This is a genomic window from Pseudoalteromonas porphyrae (genome assembly GCF_001298125.1).
Lineage (GTDB): Bacteria > Pseudomonadota > Gammaproteobacteria > Enterobacterales > Alteromonadaceae > Pseudoalteromonas > Pseudoalteromonas neustonica.
The window spans coordinates 53,948-76,954 of sequence record NZ_LHPH01000023.1 but is presented as its reverse complement, the minus strand read 5'-3'; the positions used below and the strand labels follow the sequence as shown (position 1 = coordinate 76,954).

At 38.4% G+C, this 23,007-nt stretch carries 21 protein-coding genes and 2 pseudogenes; 5 read left to right on the top strand and 18 right to left on the bottom strand.

Annotated features, from left to right (window positions below; translation table 11 throughout):
* Positions 1–198, top strand: a pseudogene (locus ADS77_RS22405) (IS1595 family transposase); the annotation flags it as partial.
* Positions 199–497: 299 nt separating this feature from the next.
* Here ADS77_RS22405 and ADS77_RS17105 read toward each other — a convergent pair.
* From ADS77_RS17105 to aceK, 9 genes and pseudogenes are all read right to left on the bottom strand, one after another.
* Complete coding sequence (locus tag ADS77_RS17105; protein ID WP_054206280.1) at positions 498–716, bottom strand: DUF6500 family protein; 219 nt, start codon at positions 714–716, stop codon at positions 498–500.
* Positions 717–828: 112 nt separating this feature from the next.
* The gene (locus ADS77_RS17100) at positions 829–1,119 is read right to left on the bottom strand and encodes a putative quinol monooxygenase (RefSeq protein WP_054455506.1); all 291 of its coding nucleotides are present in this window, start codon (positions 1,117–1,119) and stop codon (positions 829–831) included.
* An 89-nt stretch (positions 1,120–1,208) separates the two neighbouring features.
* A pseudogene (locus ADS77_RS22970) lies at positions 1,209–1,361 on the bottom strand (helix-turn-helix domain-containing protein); the annotation flags it as partial.
* 88 nt (positions 1,362–1,449) lie between these two features.
* Complete coding sequence (locus tag ADS77_RS17095; protein ID WP_054455504.1) at positions 1,450–2,109, bottom strand: cupin domain-containing protein; 660 nt, start codon at positions 2,107–2,109, stop codon at positions 1,450–1,452.
* A 106-nt stretch (positions 2,110–2,215) separates the two neighbouring features.
* Positions 2,216–2,866, bottom strand: a complete 651-nt coding sequence (lepB, locus tag ADS77_RS17090) for a signal peptidase I (protein WP_054455502.1) — start codon at positions 2,864–2,866, stop codon at positions 2,216–2,218.
* A gap of 198 nt (positions 2,867–3,064) precedes the next feature.
* Positions 3,065–3,319 carry a DUF2999 family protein gene (locus tag ADS77_RS17085; protein WP_054206276.1) on the bottom strand — a complete coding sequence of 85 codons (255 nt, stop codon included), beginning with the start codon at positions 3,317–3,319 and terminating at the stop codon, positions 3,065–3,067.
* 62 nt (positions 3,320–3,381) lie between these two features.
* On the bottom strand, positions 3,382–4,344 hold the full coding sequence (locus ADS77_RS17080) for a zinc-binding dehydrogenase (RefSeq protein ID WP_054206275.1): 963 nt from the start codon (positions 4,342–4,344) through the stop codon (positions 3,382–3,384).
* 14 nt (positions 4,345–4,358) lie between these two features.
* Positions 4,359–4,751, bottom strand: a complete 393-nt coding sequence (locus ADS77_RS17075; RefSeq protein WP_054206274.1) for a hypothetical protein — start codon at positions 4,749–4,751, stop codon at positions 4,359–4,361.
* A gap of 303 nt (positions 4,752–5,054) precedes the next feature.
* On the bottom strand, positions 5,055–6,881 hold the full coding sequence (gene aceK, locus ADS77_RS17070) for a bifunctional isocitrate dehydrogenase kinase/phosphatase (RefSeq protein ID WP_054455500.1): 1,827 nt from the start codon (positions 6,879–6,881) through the stop codon (positions 5,055–5,057).
* A 104-nt stretch (positions 6,882–6,985) separates the two neighbouring features.
* On the opposite strand from aceK, the gene ADS77_RS17065 reads away from it, so the two are divergent.
* Together ADS77_RS17065 and ADS77_RS17060 are read left to right on the top strand one after the other, a co-directional pair.
* Complete coding sequence (locus tag ADS77_RS17065; protein ID WP_054206287.1) at positions 6,986–7,933, top strand: LysR family transcriptional regulator; 948 nt, start codon at positions 6,986–6,988, stop codon at positions 7,931–7,933.
* 170 nt (positions 7,934–8,103) lie between these two features.
* Positions 8,104–8,553, top strand: a complete 450-nt coding sequence (locus ADS77_RS17060) for a hypothetical protein (protein ID WP_054206286.1) — start codon at positions 8,104–8,106, stop codon at positions 8,551–8,553.
* Position 8,554: 1 nt separating this feature from the next.
* Here the strand turns inward: ADS77_RS17060 and icd are convergent, their stop codons facing one another.
* The 6 genes from icd to ADS77_RS17030 all read right to left on the bottom strand — a co-directional run bounded on the left by icd (position 8,555) and on the right by ADS77_RS17030 (position 19,314).
* Positions 8,555–9,814: an NADP-dependent isocitrate dehydrogenase gene (gene icd, locus ADS77_RS17055; protein WP_054455498.1), complete on the bottom strand. Its 1,260-nt coding sequence runs from the start codon at positions 9,812–9,814 to the stop codon at positions 8,555–8,557.
* A 223-nt stretch (positions 9,815–10,037) separates the two neighbouring features.
* Positions 10,038–12,743, bottom strand: coding sequence for a 7TM diverse intracellular signaling domain-containing protein (locus tag ADS77_RS17050; protein ID WP_054206271.1), 2,706 nt, complete (start codon positions 12,741–12,743; stop codon positions 10,038–10,040).
* Positions 12,744–12,772: 29 nt separating this feature from the next.
* A complete protein-coding gene (locus ADS77_RS17045) occupies positions 12,773–15,043 on the bottom strand; it encodes a TonB-dependent receptor (protein WP_054455496.1) in 2,271 nt (756 codons plus the stop codon).
* Between the two features lie 98 nt (positions 15,044–15,141).
* Entirely contained in the window at positions 15,142–17,394 is a 2,253-nt protein-coding gene (locus tag ADS77_RS17040) for an NAD(P)-binding protein (protein ID WP_054455495.1), read from the bottom strand.
* A gap of 11 nt (positions 17,395–17,405) precedes the next feature.
* Positions 17,406–18,362 carry an acetoacetate decarboxylase gene (locus ADS77_RS17035; RefSeq protein ID WP_054455493.1) on the bottom strand — a complete coding sequence of 319 codons (957 nt, stop codon included), beginning with the start codon at positions 18,360–18,362 and terminating at the stop codon, positions 17,406–17,408.
* A 400-nt stretch (positions 18,363–18,762) separates the two neighbouring features.
* Positions 18,763–19,314 carry a hypothetical protein gene (locus ADS77_RS17030; RefSeq protein ID WP_054455491.1) on the bottom strand — a complete coding sequence of 184 codons (552 nt, stop codon included), beginning with the start codon at positions 19,312–19,314 and terminating at the stop codon, positions 18,763–18,765.
* A 369-nt stretch (positions 19,315–19,683) separates the two neighbouring features.
* Between ADS77_RS17030 and ADS77_RS22525 the strand changes: the two genes are divergently transcribed.
* Together ADS77_RS22525 and ADS77_RS17025 are read left to right on the top strand one after the other, a co-directional pair.
* Positions 19,684–19,851 (top strand): hypothetical protein, encoded by a 168-nt coding sequence (locus ADS77_RS22525; protein WP_167349706.1) that lies wholly within the window; start codon positions 19,684–19,686, stop codon positions 19,849–19,851.
* A 126-nt stretch (positions 19,852–19,977) separates the two neighbouring features.
* Positions 19,978–20,835, top strand: coding sequence for a TIGR02285 family protein (locus ADS77_RS17025; protein WP_054455488.1), 858 nt, complete (start codon positions 19,978–19,980; stop codon positions 20,833–20,835).
* Between the two features lie 49 nt (positions 20,836–20,884).
* On the opposite strand, the gene ADS77_RS17020 is transcribed toward ADS77_RS17025, so the two are convergent.
* The 3 genes from ADS77_RS17020 to ADS77_RS17010 form a co-directional block, all read right to left on the bottom strand.
* The gene (locus ADS77_RS17020) at positions 20,885–21,463 is read right to left on the bottom strand and encodes a YceI family protein (RefSeq protein ID WP_054206265.1); all 579 of its coding nucleotides are present in this window, start codon (positions 21,461–21,463) and stop codon (positions 20,885–20,887) included.
* Between the two features lie 3 nt (positions 21,464–21,466).
* Positions 21,467–22,021 (bottom strand): cytochrome b, encoded by a 555-nt coding sequence (locus ADS77_RS17015; RefSeq protein ID WP_054455486.1) that lies wholly within the window; start codon positions 22,019–22,021, stop codon positions 21,467–21,469.
* A gap of 151 nt (positions 22,022–22,172) precedes the next feature.
* Positions 22,173–23,006: a segregation and condensation protein A gene (locus ADS77_RS17010; RefSeq protein ID WP_054455484.1), complete on the bottom strand. Its 834-nt coding sequence runs from the start codon at positions 23,004–23,006 to the stop codon at positions 22,173–22,175.
* Position 23,007: the final 1 nt, after the last annotated feature.

Here is a 23,007-nt window from a genome sequence, read left to right as displayed (position 1 = left end):
GGCTTGGATAACCAAAGAGTGGTAGAAGGTATTTACCATATCCAAACACTTAATAATTATATGATGCGCTGGAAGGCATGGTTAAGACGTTTTAATGGCATTGGTACAGACTACATTGAGAATTATTTAAGCTGGTTTAGGTTTATGGAAGATAACACTGAGTATTCAGATCAAACATGGATAAAAGAGGCATTATGATATGAATTTTTAATACCCACACTCAACTACAACATAGCCCTATAYATACAGTTATTTATTTTTGAGATTCACCCTATGAAGTCACCTTTCATTGACGATTAAAATACTGTAAAAATCCTTTGGCTTGAAAAAGTGGTTTTAAGTTAGGCTTACTGTAGTGACGTAAAGTAGCGTGACTTTAGGTGTTACTTTAGAGTGTTACTTTCAAAACTGCTCAGCTTTAGCGTTACATAAAATTGCTGCGACATAACGTGCTTTTAGTGACGCCGCTAATAAGAATAAATGAATAGCAGATATTGCTATAGGCCTTCTACTATCATTTCTTTGATTTTTTGGGCTTTTACAAAGTGGTCTAATTGATGGGTTTGTATCCACCACGTTGCAGCTTCCATTAGCGACTGCGGATCATCATTTTTATTTGCAAAAAAAGCATAAAATGACAACCCTACATTGGGCCCTTTTTGTGCGATTTTTTTATTACATACAGTTATGATTTTTTCTCTAAGTTGCGCATTCATTGTATTCGGGGCCTCTTACTTTAATAAAATGCATTACCGTTTTTTAACTTTAAGCAACTGTAATGCATATGACTAACAAGTATGTAGTTATAGTTTAAAGTAGTTAAATAAACTAAACAGCTGCTTTTTCAAAATATTTTATACTCGGCGCTGATGCTAAAAATGATGCAAGTTCAGCAAGCACTCCATTATTTTCAATATGCTCAATATAGGCACGGTGGTGTTTAACACTAAGCCACTGCTCTTCTATCAACATTTCTGAGTTTGGTTTATCAAAATAAATCGTTACATCTAAACAGCCGTTAAATGCCCTTACTGTGGGTAAGTGTTTTTCTAAAAATGGCAGTAATAATTCGAGTTGCCCTGATTTTACACAACAATTAAGCGTTACTCTTATACTCATGCCTTTCTCCTGTGATTAATGAGTTGTTGCATTTAATCACCGCTAAAAAATATAACTGCTCAAAAACCATCAAAAGTAACGTTTTTAAATCAATTACTTTGTTTAAATTGTTTTGGCGTTATGTTGTACTTCTTTTTAAACAATTTAATGAAATGGGAGACGTTTTCGTAACCTAAATCTGCTGCTATATGTGTGACGGTTAACTCTGTTTCTTGTAAAAGTTGGTAGGCTCGAACCAAGCGTTTTTCTTGTAGCCCTGGTTAGGCGTAACACTGTAAAGAGATTTAAAGTCTCGTGTAAATGTTGATACACTTTTACCGGATAAATTAGCTAAATCTTAATTGTTAACTTAAGGGTATTAGGGTTATTTAGCAGCCGCGTGATATTACGCTTCGGTGGGTAAGTTGTGTGCTTTGATTGTACGAGCGTTTGATAAATAGCTTTGTCGTAAATTGCTAATAAATACAGTAACTCTAAAAGCTTAACTTTTAACAGAGGCGCTGTATTACACGTTCGTTTATGCAGTTTTTGAATTGAATCAAAATAGGTTTTCACTAAATCATCGCATTGAATTTTAAGCAACGACGTAGCGCGGACAATCTTACTCGGCTGACTTTTATTTACTTTGTATGTACTTAAAAATTCGCTGATCACATCCTCATCAAAAAAAGTTAAGTACGCTTTTAACGATGAGGTTGTTCTTACATAATCTGAATGCACGTTAAGCCCTTGCGGTAAAAATACAGCACTGCCAGCATGCAGCTCATGTGTTTTATTTTCAGATGTTGTAATGGTTTCTTGCCCACTTTCAATGTACACCAAACACGGTGTATTCGTATAAAATTCAACATCTACTAAATCATGGCGAAGGCTTTTATAAAAAATCCCTGTATTTTCGGTGTGTAGCAGCGGCACAACATCAGTCATTGTATAAAGTGACTGGGGTAGTACTAATATATTTTTTTTACTGTGATCAAATACGCTGTTCATTTATCACCTATAAAAACGTGCAATTAGTGTTCTTTTGTTAACATCCTGCACTGTATTTTATTAGCCGGCCGAGCATGGTAAATACGTGTAGTTGAGTATTAATTTTTTACTCTAACACTTTTAATATTCGTTCTTTACGCGGTATATAGTAATTATCGTAATTTAATGACACTATCACCCGCTGCGCTTTGCCGAGCAATTCTTTACGTGGCACTAAGCCTATCATTCTTGAATCTGCACTGTTGTCTCGGTTATCGCCCATTGCTAAATACATGTCTTCTGCGATTGTAATTGGCGCAAAGCTTTGTATGGTGGAGCCCTGCTTATCAACTTTTACAAGGTGTTTAATGCCATTTAAGTTTTCGATTCTTATTTGGTTTGTTGTGTTGTCTGTTGAGGTGTCATAACTGAGTTTTTTACCGTTAATAATTAGCTCATTATTAACTAATGCAACCGTGTCGCCAGGTACACCTATAACGCGCTTAATTAATCGGTTATCAGCTGCCACTGAATCAAATACTATAATATCGCCCGCACTTGGCTCAGATATTCTCGCAAGCGATATTTTTGTAAAAGGAACTCTTAAGTCGTAGGCCATTTTATCTGTGAGGATTCTATCACCTTCAACAATTGTTGGTTTCATCGAACCTGTAGGTACTTCATACCAATCAGCTACTGCGCTCCTAAATACACACATTAACGAAATGAAGACGATAAGTGAGCGATTATTTCGCCAAATTTTATATAGGCTTTTCATGTTAGATTATCCATAAAAGTGGGTTATATAATAGACTTGGCAAATAACCTTAGGTTCATAAAACATGTAATAAACAATGTAACAAACTATGAATACAAAAGAGGATAAAATATAGGACGATAAATAAAAGTAAAGCGCGCTTGGCGCGCTTTACTTTTATACATTACTTAGGGCTTAACGTGATTTTATTGCTTTTTATTATTGATTTTTAAACTGTGCTTTTGCTTGTTCAACTTGGCCTTGATCAATGCCAAGTGAATCAGCCGCTTCTTTAATTAAATGTGGTTGGGTCATTACGACCGCCATTAATTGCTGTAGTTTTTCAGGCGGTATACCAAGTTGTTGCACTAGCGCCATTGCCATCATAGGGTTTTGTGTAAATGCTTGAAAAAGTTCATGTACTTTTTCGTCACTTACGTTGTGTTCTTTTAGGGTTGCTATAATTGGGTTCATTGTATGCCTTGGATTGCTTTTTCAGTTACCCTAAGTTATATGGGCAAACTTTAATTTTTAAACTACTCAACGAGTAATACAACCTTTCCTGCATTTTCGTTTCGCTCAAGTATGGTATGCGCTTTTGCTGCGTCTTGCCATGGTAGGGTTTTATAAATATTAAAATCAAACGTTTGATTGGCTATATCGTCATAAAACCTTGCTACAAACGCATCGCGCAGCTGACGTTTAAAGGTTTGGCTGCGGTTGCGAAGTGTTGAAGCATGCAATGAAATGCGTTTTTGTAATAAGCGTGCAAAATCCACTTCTGCAAAGCGCCCGTCTAAAAATGCCAACATCACAATTTGGCAATCTAATGCGGCAATGGCTGCATTTTTATTTAAATAACGCCCTGATACCGGATCAACAATCACATTTGCTGTTAAATTATGCTGTTGCATATAATCAACAAAGTCATCTGTTTTATAGTTTATGGCATGGTCCGCGCCGAGCGCTTTGCCGTGCTGACATTTTTCATCGCTCCCTGCGGTGATAACCACAATTGCACCGGTGCGTTTAGCCATTTGAATGCAGGCGCCACCTACACCGCTGGCCCCAGCATGAATAAGCACAGTGTGCCCTTGCTGCAAATTACCTAGTTGGAAAAGCGCACCAAATGCCGTTAAATACACTTCGCTAATGGCTGCACCCTGCGCCATTGTTAAACCACTCGGTAAAACCATTAATTGCGCTGCATCTACTGCTACATATTCACTATAAGCGCCACCAGCGCACAACGTAAATACCGCTTTATTAAGCCAGCTATTATCAGCATCTGCGCCAAGTTCAATGACTGTGCCGGCACATTCTAATCCTAATATGGGGCTATCGCCTTGCGGAGCTGGGTATTTACCTTGTCGCTGCATGCAATCGGCGCGATTAACGCCTATCGCAGCCACTTTAATCAATACTTCGTGCGCTTTTAATTGCGGTTTAACGGTTTCGCTGAGTGATAATTGCGCATGTTGATGGGAAATAAATTGCATAGATGCCCCCTTTGTTAATCGATTTTACGCCATACTTCGGCTTCAATTAACTTACCATTTTCAGTTAAAGAATGATGCCACAAGTTCCCTTCAATTTTATAATCAAAGGCCATTGTTTTACCAAGTAATGAGGGGATATTGCCATATGCGAACGTCTCAACAAACTGTTCATTTTTTAAAGTGTATTGCCCGCCACCAGCATAGTGGAACTTGCCATTTTTTTGGGTAATATAGTTAAAATGCGTTGCAGTAATCAGTTTTACTGAGGTCAGCTCTGGTGCTTTAGCACTCACAAACCCATCTTCAACGGCGTATTTGCCTTGCACAAACTCCCAGCTGCCTAATAGTGGATTAGCCACTGCTATTGGCGAAGCAATTAATAAACTTGCTAACAATAAAGATTTCATACTCTTTCCTTGGTTTTATTTTGAGGAGTAATATACCCTTTTTCGCACCCAACATTCATTAGACTTTAATAGTGGTATTACTATACCCAAATCACCTCAAGATGCAGGATTCAGCGTTTCACAGGGGCTTAATATCAAGGCGTTACTTTGCAACAATGGCAGTCCCTTTTAAGAAGTAACAACGATGAGAGTAAGCGCCTGTGAAACGCCCAAAGGGTTGGTTTAAAAGCGATTTATACTGTGTTATTGATTTTAACAAGGGAACAACCATTATTTGCAATCAATGCCTTGTCTAAATCGCTTTTAACTCCAACTGCAACTCGCATCTTGAGGTGGTTTGGGTATAAAGCGCCAACTTTGTTTATAAGGGTACACATCAGCCAGATGCCCTGCATTGATTTGGTTTTGACATTGCTGCCAAAATTCAGGGCTGAATAAATTGTGATGTTGCTGGCAAAAATAACTAAACGCCTGCCTGTTTGCGCTAAAAAAAACGTTAAATTGACTTGGAAATACGTCGTTTTCGGCTACATCAAAATAGCTTTCGCTACTGATCTCATCAAAGCTATTTTGGCTCGTTGGTAAATCTCTAAATTCGCAATCTGTTAATGGGCATATTTCATCGTAATCATAAAACACCACACGACCCCAACGTGTCACGCCAAAATTTTTCATCAGCATATCACCAGGAAAAATATTAGCCTCAGCTAAATCTTTAATTGCTTTACCGTAATCGTGCATTACGTTACTAAGCTGTTTGTTGTCACACTGATTAATGTATAAATTAAGCGGGGTCATTTTACGCTCAACGTACACATGTTTTAGCACGAGCGCTTTATTTGAAATTGCCATGCTGTTGCCAATACTCGCGCGCATTTGCTCAAGCAGTTCATCGCTAAAACGGCTTAAATCAAATGCCAAATAGCGAAACTCATGCGTGTCGACTAAACGCCCTACTCTGTCGGCTTGTTTTACAAAATCGTATTTTGCCATTACTTGTGCTTTAGTGGATGTTTTGGGTGCGCTAAATCTATCTTTGATCACCTTGTAAACATAATCAGAGTGCGGTGTCGTAAATACCAGCATCACCATGCCTGGAGTCCCTGGGGCAATAATGTATTTATCGTGTGTGGGGCTATTTTTAGTCGTGTCTACTTTGTAACGGTAAAATTCAGTTTTAGCGTGCTTAATAAAACCTATGGCATTAAATAACTCAAATCGTTGCTTATGTGGCATTAATACTGACAGGTAATCTACATAACGGGCTGGTTGATCTGTATCAACCATAAAATAAGTACGTGCAAAGCCAAACAGTAAACTGAGTTGATCAGCCCCCATCATCACAGCATCAAGCTTTAAGCCATTTTCAGTATGTAATATCGCCACTGCAAAAGGCATATTATCGCCATTTTTAGCAATGCATCGGCCAATTAAATAACAGGCTTTATTTCTAAAAAATAATGAATTAGCGTATTCAATAAAACCATCATTTAGATTCATCAATTCATATACTTGGCGACATTGCTGCTTTGCACCTAGTGTTAAAGTACGCTGTAAAGCATCAACATCCTTGTTTAAATCTGTAAATTTAACCCGAAAAGCTTGGCGATAAATTAGTTGTGCTACAGCATGAGTAAAGCCATTTTGTAATGAAATTCGGCTCACTAAATTATCAAATGGTCTTGGTTTAGCGCGGTACTTAGCTTTTAAGACAAACAAATGTACAGTGCGTATTTTTTTATCGTCCCAAATAGAGCCAAATGTTGAATTAAAAAATGTGTGCGCAATGGGCTGATTTTCGTGATTTTCGACCATTTCTCCATAAATGTGTTTTGCTTGCTCCCATAGCCGTGGGTCATGTAATTCTTTAAAAGCAATTATTCGCACTGCATTACTCACGCTTTTAACTTGGCGCTCATACACTTGTAAACGCTCGCGCATTGCTGATTGCACATCTAACCATTGTCGTTGCTCAAAGCGACTTTGTGCACCCAAGGTAATATTTAAAAATGCAGCAAACATGCCTTCAAACCCAGCAAATACAGCCCGTGCTAGTTTAGTTGCAATAACATGCTCTATGGCATCATTCGGTGAAGCCGCTAACAGTGTTTGTGTGTTTTGTTTGGGCATATTTTTATCACTTATGGTGGCTATGTAATTTTATGGGTTTACACACCTTAGCAAGCAGGCTTTAATTTAGATAATTAATACAGCGAATGAATAAGATTGATCAAATGAATATAAGAAATGTCGATCTCAACCTACTGGTGTACTTAAATGTACTCATAGATGAGCAAAATGTCTCTAAGGCGGCAAATAAATTAGCGTTAACACAGCCTGCAATGAGTAATGCACTCAAGCGTTTACGTGATTTATTTGACGACCCGCTACTTGTTCGCGCAGCAGGCTCTATGACTCCGACTGCAAAAGCCTTAAGCTTAAAGCCAGAAATAGAGGCGTTGTTAAAAATGGCCGAGGCAATTACTCAGCCCAGTGATGTTTTTGATCCTACTACTGCACACATGACATTTAGAGTGATGGCAAATGACTATTTAGAATCAACCTTAATCGCTCCATTTATAACCGCACAGCTTAATAAACACCCAGGGCTTAATTTTGATGTACTCAGCCCTAGCGATGTAAACCTGCAAGATATGGAAAAAGGCACTATTGATTTAGCGATTAATCGCTTTAATGGTTTGCCGCGATCTTTTCATCAATCCAGTGTGTGGCGGGATAATTATTGCTGTTTAATGCACCCTGCAAACCCCTTTTTACAGCAGCCCAATTTAAACCAATATTTGGCCTCAGAACACATTTGGGTTAATCGTGCTGGCTGGGGGGCTGAAGCTGCGGTTACTAATAAATCAGGGAGCCAGAAATTAGGCTGGGTAGACGAAGCACTCTGGCAATTAGAGCAGACCCGCCATATTAGGGTGTTTACCCGTCATTACATGGTGGCAAGTTTATTGTGTCAATCTCCCCAGTTAATCGCAACATTACCAAGACGACAAGCAATGCTACTAACCAAACACACTAACTTAGTGATCAGCCCTGTACCATTTCAAATAGTGCCTATAGAGGTAAAAATGATCTGGAGCCCACTACTGCACCATGCAAGCCCGCATCAATGGTTACGCAGAGAATTACAAAATTTTGCTGCAACAATTGCGGATCGCTGAGATTGTTCAAACCAATCTTTAAATACTTATGCTACGATTCAATCCAATTCACGATATTGATTAAATCAATATCAGTTATTGAAAACAACAATTTCATAAATAGTGTTCTTAGGGCTAGAGTGAAGTCATACCAAATGAGTTAGCCACTAAAATTAAGAGACAACATTATGATGCAAACGACAGCAAGCTTTACCCAACAAGACGGATTATTCATCGATGGTCATTTACATGCTTTTATTGAGCAACAGCTATGTAAAAAAATGACGATAAATTGTGACGATGTGTATCAGGCATTAGCCACATTAGTTGATGAGTTTGGTTGCCAGTGCCGTAAAAACAAACACCTTGAAGGTGATAGCTTAGACGTGCAAACATTATTGCATGCGTACAAAGTTGAACATAATCACCCTCATTGTCATGTTGATGCGCAAACAACAACCGCGGTACTCGATGAATATTGTTGTCAGGTGCCTGCAATCATTGTGGTTGCGTTAATGGATACTCTAAGCGGCACACCTAGCGATGAACATGATGCAAAGGCTATTTATCACCGTGCTGCAACCCTTGTTAACCGCCCTTGTATGTATCGTGCAGAACTTAGTAACGCCAATGCAGCCTAAGCTATGAGTGCTTTAAATGCTCGATTATCCTTTGTGTAAAGTCACTGCAACTTAGGGTAGTCGAGTTATGTGGATCTTCTTGTAAATCAAAGGTCAATTCACCCGCTAAAAAGGTGTATTGCAAAGCATGCTCTATCTGATTAGCTGCTTCATGCCACTTCATAAATCGTAGCATCATTACCGCACTTAAAATGCTACTTGTTGGATTAGCGCTATTTTGACCAGCTATTCGCTCAAAAGTCCCGTGCGTTGGTTCAAAAAAAGCCACTTCATTATTTAAGTTTGCCGCAGGCATGATGCCAATCCCTCCCACTTGTGCTGTTAGCATGTCAGCTAAATAGTCACCATTTTGATTGGTTGTCACGACCACATCAAATTGCTCAGGGTTCATCAGCGCTTGTTGGTGCATGTTATCAGCAATCACTTCTTTAATAACCAGTGGTGCTAAGCCTTCTCGCGGAATTTCAAGCCAACGACCATTACTATGTGGTACTGCTGAAAACTCATTCTGTGCAAGCGAAAAACCCCAGCGTTTAAATGCACCATCAGTAAATTTAAGCACATTACCTTTATGCACAACAGTGACTGAGTCACTTTTTTGCTCCAGCGCATAATTAATTGCATAGCGAACTAAACGCTGTGACCCTTCTTTGGAGATATTCTTAATGCCAATACCACATTGCTGATCAAAGCGTAGACGAGTAACGCCCATTTCTTGACATAAAAAGTCCAACATTTTTTCAGCTTCAACACTGCCAGCTTGCCATTCTATGCCAGAATAAATATCTTCTGAGCTATCGCGGATCACCACAATGTTAGTTTTTTCAGGATGTTTCAGTGGCGAAGGTAATACACTGTAGCCTTTAATAGGCCGCATATTGACAAACAAATCCATTTCATGACGAAGGGCTACATTGAGTGAACGAAAACCACCACCAATCGGTGTGGTTAAAGGGCCTTTTATAGCAATTTTAAACTGCCTAACAGCATGTATTGTTTCTTGCGGAAACCAATCACCATCGTAAAGCTGCGCTGCTTTTTCACCATTGAACACTTCCATCCAGTGAATTTTACGCTGTCCTTGGTAACACACATCAACAGCGTGATTTACCACTTTTCGCATACAGGGTGATATATCTTGCCCAACGCCATCACCATCAATATAAGCAATAATAGGTTGTAGAGGAATATGCCATTGGCCTTGTTCATCAATGCTAATCTGTTCGCCATTTGGCGGCACGTCAATATGTTGATAGCCCATAATATTCCTATGTGTTTGTATAAAAACCATAACAATTAAACCATGCTTATAATGATCTGTCGTAGTTAGAGCATCTATAGTTACTATTCAACAATAAAATAATCATGCTAAAACAGTTTTTTGTTGAGCGGTATGTGAATAAAATGCTTAGGACAATAAATCTTTTGGGTTAACGCTCAGTAGCAGATCGCGTGGCTGTGGGGTCACAGTCTAAATAATAAATTCATTGTTTAACTGGGGATATAATCGAGTCCATTTTAGCTAATAATCCATTAACTAAACGACTATCCAAGGTGATGCTATCTGCTTTGAGCGACTTATCTAAACAAACAGCTTGCTGATAAAGCGCATCGCAATCAAACATCCCTGCTGTCCCTTTTATCATATGAATACTTTTTGCTAACCCATCTATATCACCGCTGCCAAACTGGGCCGCAATGGTATCTCTTTGATTTTTTAACCCTTCAATATACGTTTTTTTCAACGCATCAAATTCATGATCAGGCAATTTAACTTCTTCGTGCATTTCTATATCAAGGTAACTGGCAATTTTATGGCTAAACTGACTGCGATCTATTGGTTTTGCAATGTGATCAACAAATCCTTGTTTTAGATAACGATCAATCTCATTTTTCATCGTATTTGCCGTCAATGCAACTATTGGTGTTGTTAAACCCGTCGCCTGCATCATATGAATAGCTTGCTCACCATCCATCACTGGCATTTGAATATCCAATAAAATTAAATCAAATTGGTTATCAAGTGTTGCTTGCACTGCATCTTGCCCGTTTTCCACTGCCGTAACTGTTAACCCCATACGCTGTAAAATACGCTCGATTAACTGACGGTTCTCAGGGTGATCTTCAGCAACGAGTACTTCACCCACTAAGTTGCGTTGGCATTGTGAAGAGACTAAATCTTTTGGTTGCTCAATTGATATATCTTCAAAGCTGTTAACCCAGCGTGTTTTTTCAGTTATTTGTAACGCTAAAGCTAGGCTAAACTCACTACCGCTGCCTACTTCAGAATGAACGCTGATATCACCATCTAATTTTTGAGCCAAACTTTTTGATATATTTAAGCCTAATCCAGTTCCACCATATTTACGCGTGTTCGTTGCATCAGCTTGGTAAAATGGGGTAAATAACTCTTGCTGCTCAGCAAGGGTCATACCGATGCCCGTGTCTTTGACTTTGATCCACAATTGATCTTTTTCACAACTTACTGATAGTTCTATATTTCCAACGGTCGTAAATTTAATCGCATTAGCAGCAAGATTTAATAGTATTTGCCGTAAGCGTGTTGGATCAGAAATAATCCAATCAGGTAAAGGAAATTCATAATTTACATTAAATTTTAGGCCTTTATCTCTAATTTGTTTACCAAGTATAGATTCAATATGCGCAATGGTTGAAAATAAATCAGTTTCAACTAACGATATTTCTAATCGGTTTGCTTCAATTTTTGACATATCTAAAATATCATTAATTAAGCCTAAGACGTGCCGACTATTTTGCAAAATAACGCGAATACCGTGATTACGCTCGTGAGGCTTTATATCCCCTAAAATGATCCCATCTGCATAGCCAATAATAGATGTCATAGGGGTACGAATTTCATGGCTCATATTCGCTAAGAAACGGCTTTTTGCTTCACTTGCATCCCTTAGCTCTTCAGCTAACTGTTCAAGCTCTTGTGTGCGCAGCTGCACTTTTTGCTCTAAATTTTTAGTTAACTCAACATTATCGTCATGTAAGAGGCTAAATTTATTTGCAACTGCAAATGCCAAGAGCATCGCATCCAGTGATGTACCTATAAGACCCAGCAAATACAAATCAATCGCTATAGGAGGTATCAAACCTAGGTTAGTCAGATTCCCAACCATATTAGGGATCGCCATAGCAAGGTAAGCCATTACAAAATAACGCGCTGGTTTAAACCCACTCATCCAGCTTCGCACACCAATAAACATGCCTAAGCATAAGGTTGCACCGGTAACAAAAGTGGCCCATATAAAACCAAAACCAGGCCATAAAATTGCAAATGGTACGCCTAACGTAGCAACCGCCCCGAGTAATAACGACGCTATGGATAATCTCGGTGAGGTTTCTTTAAGCTTAAGTAAGCTGTTATAAAATAAGATGTTTGTAAGGGGAATAAGCGTAAAGCCTAACCAATGCAAATGTGCATTGTAATAGCCAAATATTTGATCCGGAATATGAAAAAACTGACTCCATGCAAACACCCAACATGCAGTAAACATTGCATAATAAAGGTGTGTCACATCGCGCGCACCAAAATAAATCAGTAAATTATATAACCCTAGAGCAATCCCCACCCCAAAACACAACAGCATTATCATGTTCTGTAAGGTGATTTGAGGAAAAAAATCATCGTAAGGTTTTAAAACTAATTTAGGCGGAGTATAAAAGTAGTCACTTTCAAATTTAGTGACTAATACATAACGCTTCCCTGGGATCAGCGTTATTTTATTACCGTATTGAAATGCGAATTCATTTTTTTCTAAGCCACCTGTAATATAACGTGCTACAGGTGCGCTAGGCGTATCGAGATCATAAATACGTGTTTCAACCCTAGACACCAACGTATTATATGGATACAGGACTAATTCAGTTAATTTAGTTTGGTTTTCTAAAGGTAAAACAAGCCAATAACTACCACCAAAATAGGTTGTACGATTTTGCGGCTTTTTATTTAAGATCCACGTTTCGAGCTCGTCACTTGTGCGCGCAAAACCACTGTGATTACTTTGCAACACAGAACCTACTTGCAAAAGATTGGTTTCATGCTGCTGTTCATCATAAATGAAAAGATCAGGCATACTCGCCGCAGTCGCTGTACCGCAATACAGCAAACTAAAAAGCATAAATATTATTACTTTAAGGCTTAAGGCTGCCTTTACTTCCATATAACGCACCTTAATCTATCTGCATGTTTTTAAAACTGATAGCTAACATCAAGCCCATACCGGCGACCTTCACCTTTAAAGTCTTCTAGCATACCTAAGAATGGGCCTAAATCAAATTTCAAATGAGAGTAATGCGTTTCAAATAAATTTTTTCCCCACAATACCATCGACCACTGATCCATCTGATAACGAATATTACCGTTAACTAAACTATAGCCGTCTTGAAAGGCATAGGGGTTTTGGTTCTGATCAAAGTAATAATCAGATTGATAATCAATAACCAGTTGAGTTGTTAGTGGATTATTTGCAAGCTCAAATGCATACTCTATCGCTGCCGAAACATTCCACTTAGATGTAAAAGGTAGGCGGTTATTGGTCAAACTATTGCCAAGTGGATCTACAAACTCTTCAAACTCGGCATGCGGTATATAACCCAGTGAAAAACGCATTGATAATGCATCATTGGCTTTATAATCAAACTCTGCTTCTAAACCGTAAATAGTAGAATCACCAACGTTTTCTAACAGCTGAACTGGCGGGCTTTGTGGCGATGCTGATGGTTGATTCATAAATACTTGTTGATCATTATAATCATAATAAAATGCAGCCCAATTCATTCGCACACCGTGCTCAGGCCACCAAGATTTAGTACCAACTTCATGGGAGTTTAGGCGTTCTTTATCATAGGCGGCCAACTCAGCTTGCTCTGGTGATGATAAAAACCCACCATTATAACCCCCGCTTTTTGCACCGTTTGCAAACCTATAATATGTGTTTGTGGTCTCACTTAGTTGATAATTTACAGACAACTGTCCTGAAAACCCGTTGTCGCTTTGCTCTCCTTTCACATGATAAAAAGGCACTATAGCGCCTTCTAGGTCGCTAGGATCAACAATGGCATTTAATTGAGAGAGTGAATCGTACTCCAGTGATTCATACGAATAACGAAGCCCTGCCGCAATCCACCACTTCGTACTTAGCTGATAATCAAGTTGGCTAAACAAAGCAAGACTTTGCGTATCAATTTGATTGTCGTAATAAAATGTTGCAGTTAAATTTGTGGGCAAAATACCACGATAATCACGTAATATATCATTTACATTATTTTGCTTTATCGATTCGTCAGCAAAATAAATTCCAGTTGTGAGAGTATGATCACCAAATTGTGTTGCTAAACGTAACTCTTGAGTAATAAAGTCTGTATCTAGCCCTAATGAACCTTCACAAAGACGCTGTGGAGAACCATCACAATTAAACGCATGGTCTCGCTCCAACTGATTATAACTTGATATGGAGACGAGCTCATTTTCAGAATTTATTTGCCAGTTTAAATGTGCACTAAAACCTTTACCGTCGCTTTTATGAGGCGAGTCATTATTTACGCTCACGGTATAAAAGTCGTCGCTGCCATCGTTAAAACCAAAATTATCAAAGCAATTTTGAGAGCCCGCTTGTTCAACAGAGCACGGCTGCAATGTTAGCGGATTAGCTACAATCCCAATACTCCCCACAGGCTGTACAATTCCTTGCCAATCTTCAATGTGTCCTTTTAATAATAGTTGAACATTGTCAAAGTCAGTTAACAAAGAAATACGCGCATTTGTTTGTTGCATACCTGCGGTAGGTGATTGAGTATAAATATTTTTTGTAGAATACTCATAGTCTTGATGATTAAGCGCCACGCGCAAAGCGCTATTTTCGCTAATTTGAGTGTTATACATACCATCAAGAGTTACTGAATTATTATTGCCAGCACCAACACTCAGGTAACCCGTTTGGGCAAACTCAGGGCGTTTTGTACGAATCAATATCGCCCCACCGGTAGAGTTTCTACCAAATAATGTTCCTTGGGGACCACGCAGTATATCCACTTGCTCAATATCAAAAAAGTTAACTATTTGATTGCTCGCAGAGCCAACCGCCACGTCGTCAACGTATATTGCCACTGGCGATGTATTCGCAGTATTATAATCTACTAAACCAACCCCACGAATGTTAACTGCCGGCGGTGTGCCTTCAGCTGCATTTTGACTAATTTTTACATTAGGTGCGAATACTGAAAGCTCTGTCGTGTCTTTGTAATGTTGAGATGTTAATGCCTCTCCTTTTACATGACTGACCGCAATACTTACTTTTTCAATCGCTTGAGCGCGTTTTTGCGCATACACTTCTATCACTTCCATGTTACTTTTTGACACCACAGCAGCTTCATTTTGCGCCTGAAGACTCAATGGCAAAATTAAACTTGATGAACACAATAACAACACATGATTTGAAATTGGTTTGCATAGGCTTTTCATTCGTAACAGACCTTTATCCTAGGAGTATGTAAATATACTGTAATTATTTATAATTATAGACTAATTAATTACTAAAAGTAGTCTAAATATCAGTAACTTTAGGTAGTTTTTGTCGGCTCAAATGCATTTGCTCCACTTATATATTGTGGATATCCACATAATGCTCGCGCTGTCTGCATTCCTGCCATAACAGCCGCTTCAACACAACCGGCATTCACACCCGTTTTGATCCAATCCCCTGTTATAAATAAATTACTAAACTGCGTACCATCCGTCGCTAAACGATACTGGCTCGAACCTGCTACAGACAAAACATAGCGTTCACTCGGGTCAACATTAACTCGCCAATATTGTTGATCTAAACGCGCTTTGCCTGACACATCATTTGCATATAATACTGACCAATCAAAGCCATTTTGATCATAAGCTAATGGCCATAATGGCTGCATATTAGTCGTTACCAATTGTGTTAAATTCGTTTTTACATCAGCTTTTGCTCGCGCTGGGAACGTGTGGTCACTTTGTGGTGGATATTCTGCACAGGCAAAGGCACTGCAAAAATAGGCAATGTTTTTTGGACTGTTATTCAATGGCCATTGCTCTTTGTCTACTAAGTTTTGCATTGCAGCCCACGTGTCAAATGGTTCGCTAAAACCACTTAAAATCGGCCCTTCTTCGCTTGGCGGCATATACTCCCAACCAAGCTGCTGATCTGTTTTATTTAACCAAAGCTGGCTGGCTTGCGTTGCTACCGTAAGAACATTTTTAGCTTGTGCAGCAAATGCATCATCAATAGCTAATAAACGCGGGCAAATATGTTCCAATGATGCAACAGAAACACCAAGAATAAGTTGATCAAAATCGTGTTTGAAACGCAATGTTTTGTGAGGCAATGGCTGACCAAATTCAGCTTGATAACGACTTGGCCAGTCTGTCCAAAAAGACTCTAAATTAATATTATATTGCTGTAATAGCGTCGCTTGCGCTGTATTAATTTGATTATAAAGGGGCTCACTTGGCCAGCAAGGTAAACTTTTAACATCAACAAGGGGTTGATATTCAATATTATTTTTCAGTTCAACTTGTTGTTGCAATTCAATTTCTGTTACACAACGCTTACCATTACTATCATAGCCAGGCGTAATATTTTGAAGTTGATGGAAAAACTCAAACTTAACCCCTCTTTGCTTTAAGAGCTCATAAAGTGGTGAAAAAATCACATCCCCCATTCCAGCCTGCATTTTCCACATAACACCACCACGATAGCATAATGCGATTCTCAACATTGCTAATGCTGCAACCCCAGCTTCTACATTCGGTTTGCTAAAATCCCCTTTAGGGTATGCAAACACTAAATCATAAAACCCACGCACAGGGGCCGAATCCACACTGTATTGTTTATTCGCGCCATTTTTTAGCAGCCATTGGCGAAAATCATACTTATTAATAACACCAAAACCATCACGGTAAACTTTGTCTTTGATTAGCCCGACAAGCATTGCAATTGCAAGATCAGCACAAATATATAAGCGTCTTAATTGTGCATTTTCATCCATTAACTCTGCCAATTCTTGATTAAGCCAGCGCTTTAACTTTCTGACGATATACCAAATTACTAAGCTATCTTTTTTCTCAGATATTTGAGGCTGTAATGTATTTTTATTTTGTGTAAATTCATTTAATTTATCGACCAGTAAGCTGGGCGTTGATGTGATCTCTTGACTTAAGTTTTGTATATCATGTGTAAACGTTTTCCACGCATCACTGCCATCAGTGGCTAGCTCTTGAACATGTTGGTATAGGTGTTGTAGTAAATATTTATCACGTGTTTTTTTAGTTGTTAATTGTGTACTTTTAGCTTGTTGATTTGCTGCAATTTCTAGTTGCGGGATCCATTTTTTTAACCACGCAAGGGTCATTTTAATAAAATCCCATGCTGTAATATCTAAACTGCCGTTTGCAGGGTTACCCGGTAAAACTGGAAAATCAATTGGCCACGTTTCCCACTCATTATCTATATGCTCTTCTAAGGCAATAAAACTATGTGGTTTAAACGCTTGTTGCCACGTGCTTAATGCGCATGTTGTAGGGCGATTTAATTTATTGTAAACCGTTTCGATTGCTTTAAAACTGTTCACATATGCTCCAAACCAAACATGTAAACCATGTTCTTCTATACGCTCGCCCATCGCTGCATTTCGCCCACTCGCTCCTTTTCCCCCTAAACGCCACCCTTGCTGATAAACAGTAATTTCGCGATGCTGCTGCCAATCATCTTGCTCAGTCAAATACAACGCAGCAGTCATAGCGGCAACTCCACCACCGATAATGGCTATTTTTTCATTACTCATACTATTTTCCTTTATAGAGGGAGGACTTGAGAAGCTTCAAGTTGGTCAAAATCCATGCATATATAAAAAGGTAAATACACATCTTGTGGGCCTACTTTTAAGCCAAACATTTCAGCCAATGGAAAACTATCCAACTGCTCTATTTGTAATTGAAAGTCTGGCTTTAAGAATTTAAATTTATGGATTTTTTTAATTTCTGATGGCGAGTGCATCACAGCTTGATATACCGCTAATTTGCCTTGACCATCTGGGAATTGCTTAAATAATATTTGGTCCATTTGTGGATTAACAAACCCACTAAGCAATTGCTTTAATAAGGAAAAGTCTATACCCATGTGTTCACCATCAAACAAATTTGCCACACGAGCACCAAAATCTTCCAACGTTGATAAAACACTTTCGTTATTTTCTTTAGCTGTGGTTGTTAAGGAAAGTAGCTGGTGTGTCTCTAATTTAGATGATGGAGAGAAATGTTTAAAGCAATCTAGCGATAATGAAAAATCAGTTAGTTTGTTAACAGAGCTAGGCATTTTATATTCACACATATATTTATTGTAGCCCCATGTCTCTCGTCCATTTATGAGTGCATAAATATTATTGACACAAATAAATGCTGGGTACCAATAAAGATGCGTAATATCTTCATCATCTCCTTGCTTTTCTACCTTTACAACTGGCAACCAAACAATAATATCTGTTTCTTGCATCCAACCATGTTCGTTAAAAGGTGGTGTTAATGAGGCGATTTTTTCAATATCAGTAAATGTCAGTAGCGCGTACTCACCCAGCCCTTTAAAGTAAGTATCCTCTGTTGCTACTGTATTAAGTGTATTACTTATATACGCTTGAACTTTTGTTTGATCTATTTTTATAAAAAAGCCATACATGTTTGCATTAGTCATCCGACATGGCGGCTTTGCTACAGGGTTAGATAAGAAGTGACGATATAGCTTATGTTGGTCAGTCATATAATAAATTAATCTAAGTTAAAAACTTAGTATAGCCATACAACTAATCAATATACTAGTTTGTAGCATTTAATTAATACAATACAACTAGGGCGTGTTGACCTTTGTGGATTGAAATTTGTTCAATCTAGGGGCGATTTAATCGCGGCGCGAGGTTTGTAACCTAGCGGGCTAAGTAAAAACCGAGCAAAGCTTCCGCGTCCTGCTCACGCCCCTTACCTACATCCGTGTAGGTAACAAAGAGTTAATCGTCCCTAGGAAAAACCCTTTGGGCAGCGCATATTTGGCATTTATACTGCGTTATCGCCTATTTATGGGGAACAACCACACATCATAGGCGCTGCCTTGCCTAAATACCAAATAGACTGCTGCAAAATTAATCATGAAAGGTCAACACGCCCTATAAATCATCACTAAACAGTCGTTTACTAAAATATAAGTAACCTTGATTATCAAAATTATTTGATAATGGATTCATAAAGCCATGACCATAGTCACACTGAAAACAGCTGACGTTCGCTTTTGTTTGTAGGCTTGTGATAATAACGCTCACATCAAAATGTGCCTCTTGATAAGGAAATATCAATTCGCATGGTATTGTTGCTGGTAAATTTAAATTATAACGAATTTGATTTGGATAAAATGCCACGAGCTTTTTGATATAGCGATTTTTAGTACATGCTTGGCTACGCCATGCGGCTGCCCCCCCAGCACTAAAACCAATAATTGTGGTATCCGTTTTTATATTATCTAACACTTTATTTAGTTTTTGAAAATAACCGTCATGCCCACACTGAGATATAAACTGTTGATATTGCAGCTCCTCGTCAATAACGGGCTGTAGTTGAGCATCGTATGGATCTACAATAATAAACTCACCATTCAACGTTTGTGCAAACTGTGTCAAATATGATGTTTTTCCAAAAATATCACTCACAATAATGTAATTCATCTATTGTCCTCGCTTTTTCGTGCCTCAAAATACAGTATTTATAATTAAAAAACTATAAAACAACAAAAATGCTTGCCTAAACAAATTTACTTAGGTAAAGTCTCTTCTTGGTCCTAAAAAAGCCTCGCGGTTAACCTCTTTACCCTGATCCAGTAAGCCCCGCAAAACGTATATTTTAAAGCTAAGTTATTGTACGGCGAGAACCCCAAGTCAAACTACGACATATTTTTTAAATAGTCGCATAAATGTCATAAAGATCGTCAACACTATAATGAAGCTAAACACGAAACAGTCTATCTAATCATGTTTTAACTGCTAATATGAAATTAGCGACATAGAAAAGATAACAAGAAAAAAGTGAGTTTTATTATGTCTTATAATTACAACGGATCTATGATCCAAATCGCACATCCAGTGCAATCAATTTCAGTAAATAAACAACGTGTTATTTTTTCTGATACGCAAGGTTTAAAGAATGCCTTGTTTACAAAAGCAAGTGACGCACGTCAGTTTGTTAAATGGCTGAAATCCAATTAATTTATATTGAATTGTATTATTGCTATTGAATTACGCCAGCCTTTGCTGGCGTTTTGCTTTTTCCAAGAAACTATTTAACTAACTGCTACACTTACTGATAGTAATCATTTTTTAGTGGTATAAATAATGACAGGTGTGTATCTAACTCTATTTTTATTTTTATTATCTAGCACCACGGTACACGCTAAAACAATTGACTGGGTAGTCACCGACTTCGCCCCATATTATATTTTTAATGATCAATATGCGGGTACAGGACGTGACGAAAGTGTTATCTCTTTACTTGAAGAACAACTACCAAACTATACCTTTAAGCGAGTTATTTTACCTTCGAGCAGAACTGTTCGCGAAGTCTCGAACCCAAATCACACCTATTGTATGCTCTCGCTGTATCAAAGTGAGCATCGCCGTGAACATATAGCATTTAGTGAGCAAGCTTCCACTATTGGCTTATCACCTTCCATCGCTATCCATAAAGAACTCTTACACAGCCTAAAATTAGATCCTAACGCTCAAATTTCACTAAAAAAATTGTTAAGTGAATACAAACTCACCTTAGGCATATCAATGAGCCGTTCTTATGGAGAAACGATAGACGACGTAATAAATACTAATGCTGATGCATCTATCATTATTCGTCCGGGACGAGATACACTCGCAAGCTTAACTTATATGCTAAAAAAGAAACGCATAGATATATTGTTAGGCTATCCGAGTGAGCATTTTTATTTAGCTAAATCTATGGGCTTTGATGATGAGTTGATACAGCTACCACTAACCGAGGCGTCAGAACTCAGCTTTGGCTATATTGGCTGCACTAATACCGCACAAGGTAAGCAGCACATAAAAACTTTAAATAGCGCACTGGCAATCATAAAAGAACAGCCTAGTTATCACGAAGTATTAATACGTTGGTTACCTGATAATTTAAAGCCCTTACTTGAGCAACGTTTACAAGCAAACAAAAACGCCTCAACTAAGTGAGGCGTTTTTTCTAACTATTTGTCCAAATATTACTGCGCCTAAACTTTGCTTATTTACGTATGCCTTCAATAAATAAACCAATATCAACATGTGTTGATGCAGGCCCAAGATTATAATCAATACCAAAATCAGCTAATTTCAGGCTGGTTTCACCTTCAAAACCAACACGATAACCACCCCATGGATCTTTTCCTTCACCTATTTTATCTATTTCAAAAGTAATGCTTTTAGTGACGCCATGTAATGTAAAGTCACCAGTAACTTTTGCTTCATCGCCTTTAGCATCAAATACAATACTGGTGCTTTTAAAACTTGCTTGTGGAAACTTATCAACATTTAAGAAATCTTTTCCTCTTAAATGTTTATCACGTTCTGCATGGTTTGAATCGATACTTTTAGTCTCAATATTTACCATGATCTGTGATGCATTTGGGTTAGCTGAATCATAATTAAAGCCACCATCAAATGTATTAAAACGACCATGTAACCAACTGTAACCTAAATGTTTAATTTTAAAGTTTACAAATGCATGAGCGCCTTGAGTGTCAATCACATAGTCTGCTGCGTGTGCAGTGCTTGCGCCAAATAATGTTGCTGCAACAGCAGCAGATAGTAGTAATTTTTTCATTTATTAATCATCCTTTAATGGTTTGATCATTCTAATTAAGGTTTTATCTTTATCGATAAAATGATGTTTTAATGCCCCAAGTGCATGTAACGTTACTAAGCCGATCAAACTACATGCCGCCCAGTAATGAACTTTACCTGCAATATCTGCCTGATTTTCTACCGATAAGTCAATTGCGGGAATACTAAATAACGTAAACACCTCAATCGCACGACCATCCGCAGTCGAAATCAAATACCCTGAAATAACAATACCAATCAATAACATGTAGATAAGTAAATGTGCAAAGTGCGCGACTTTATTCACTACTTTACTTGAACCTTCAACAGGTTTTGGCTGTGTGCCCATTACCCGCCACGCTAATCTAAATATCAATAATGCCGCAAGTGTGATCCCTATACTTTTATGTAAATCCATCGAACCACGATACCAGCTATCGTAATAAGTAAGCTCGACCATATATAAACCTAGGCCAAAAAGACCTATAACTATCAATACCATCAGCCAATGCAAAACAATGGTAACTAAGCCATAACTCGAGTGAGTATTTTTAAACATAGAAAGACTCCCTAAACCAGTAATGCCAGAATAGCCCGTCCCTAACTAAAAGAAAATAGCGAATAACAAACAAGTTGTGTGCATACATGCACATAACTTGTTACGGGTTTGCGAGTTAAAGCTTCACGACAATTACTTTGAGTGGGTGAAATTAGTTTTGTTCAACTAAGCCAATATATATTTGTGTGGTTGGATCGACTTGTAGGCAACTGATCAACCCTTCTTTAATTAGTTCTAACATCGCGATAAAACTCACTACCACCCCGCTGCGCCCTTCGTCAAAGGTAAATAAGTCAGTGAAAGGAAGCTGTGAACTGGCTTGTGATAGTTTTTGTAATATTAAGCTCATTCGTTCACGGGTTGATAGTGCTTCAGCTGTGATTTGATGGTGTTCCAGCGTTTTTGCTCGTGCCATCACATCGCTAAGGGCAAACAATAAATCCTTTAGATCTACATCAGGGAGTAACTGCGCTTGCTCATCTTGCTCTGGCACCAGCGCCTGTGCAATATAAATATCACGACCAACGCGTGGAATATCGTCAAGATTTTCTGCGGCTTGCTTAAATTGTTCGTACTCTTGTAATCGGCGTATTAGTTCAGCCCGAGGATCTTCTTCTTCTTCCAGTTCTTCATGTTTGGGCAATAATAAGCGCGATTTTATTTGCGCTAACAAGGCTGCCATTACTAAATACTCGCCTGCTAACTCAAGTTGAAACTCGGTCATCATTTCAACATAATGGACATACTGCTCTGTAATACTAAAAATAGACAATTCAAGAATATCGAGTTTATGTTTTTTAATTAGATACAGAAGTAAATCAAGCGGCCCTTCGAAGGTTTCTAAAATAACTTCAAGCGCATCAGGCGGAATATATAAGTCTTGCGGCGTATTCATTACTTCTTTGCCATGCAAAAAAGCCAGCGGCAGCTTTCGCTGCGCCAGCTCTTGTGTTTGAGCTACCTGTTCAGTGACACGCTCACTCATG

Coding starts and splice junctions, on each gene's coding strand:
- ADS77_RS17080 (WP_054206275.1), bottom strand. CDS start 4,344: ATGCAATTTATTTCCCATCAACATGCGCAATTATCACTCAGCGAAACC.
- aceK (WP_054455500.1), bottom strand. CDS start 6,881: ATGCCCAAACAAAACACACAAACACTGTTAGCGGCTTCACCGAATGAT.
- ADS77_RS22525 (WP_167349706.1), top strand. CDS start 19,684: ATGTCTTATAATTACAACGGATCTATGATCCAAATCGCACATCCAGTG.
- ADS77_RS17075 (WP_054206274.1), bottom strand. CDS start 4,751: ATGAAATCTTTATTGTTAGCAAGTTTATTAATTGCTTCGCCAATAGCA.
- ADS77_RS17045 (WP_054455496.1), bottom strand. CDS start 15,043: ATGAAAAGCCTATGCAAACCAATTTCAAATCATGTGTTGTTATTGTGT.
- ADS77_RS17035 (WP_054455493.1), bottom strand. CDS start 18,362: ATGACTGACCAACATAAGCTATATCGTCACTTCTTATCTAACCCTGTA.
- ADS77_RS17100 (WP_054455506.1), bottom strand. CDS start 1,119: ATGAGTATAAGAGTAACGCTTAATTGTTGTGTAAAATCAGGGCAACTC.
- ADS77_RS17105 (WP_054206280.1), bottom strand. CDS start 716: ATGAATGCGCAACTTAGAGAAAAAATCATAACTGTATGTAATAAAAAA.
- ADS77_RS17020 (WP_054206265.1), bottom strand. CDS start 21,463: ATGAAAAAATTACTACTATCTGCTGCTGTTGCAGCAACATTATTTGGC.
- ADS77_RS17040 (WP_054455495.1), bottom strand. CDS start 17,394: ATGAGTAATGAAAAAATAGCCATTATCGGTGGTGGAGTTGCCGCTATG.
- ADS77_RS17010 (WP_054455484.1), bottom strand. CDS start 23,006: ATGAGTGAGCGTGTCACTGAACAGGTAGCTCAAACACAAGAGCTGGCG.
- ADS77_RS17025 (WP_054455488.1), top strand. CDS start 19,978: ATGACAGGTGTGTATCTAACTCTATTTTTATTTTTATTATCTAGCACC.
- ADS77_RS17060 (WP_054206286.1), top strand. CDS start 8,104: ATGCAAACGACAGCAAGCTTTACCCAACAAGACGGATTATTCATCGAT.
- ADS77_RS17050 (WP_054206271.1), bottom strand. CDS start 12,743: ATGGAAGTAAAGGCAGCCTTAAGCCTTAAAGTAATAATATTTATGCTT.
- ADS77_RS17095 (WP_054455504.1), bottom strand. CDS start 2,109: ATGAACAGCGTATTTGATCACAGTAAAAAAAATATATTAGTACTACCC.
- ADS77_RS17085 (WP_054206276.1), bottom strand. CDS start 3,319: ATGAACCCAATTATAGCAACCCTAAAAGAACACAACGTAAGTGACGAA.
- ADS77_RS17030 (WP_054455491.1), bottom strand. CDS start 19,314: ATGAATTACATTATTGTGAGTGATATTTTTGGAAAAACATCATATTTG.
- ADS77_RS17015 (WP_054455486.1), bottom strand. CDS start 22,021: ATGTTTAAAAATACTCACTCGAGTTATGGCTTAGTTACCATTGTTTTG.
- ADS77_RS17065 (WP_054206287.1), top strand. CDS start 6,986: ATGAATATAAGAAATGTCGATCTCAACCTACTGGTGTACTTAAATGTA.
- lepB (WP_054455502.1), bottom strand. CDS start 2,866: ATGAAAAGCCTATATAAAATTTGGCGAAATAATCGCTCACTTATCGTC.
- icd (WP_054455498.1), bottom strand. CDS start 9,814: ATGGGCTATCAACATATTGACGTGCCGCCAAATGGCGAACAGATTAGC.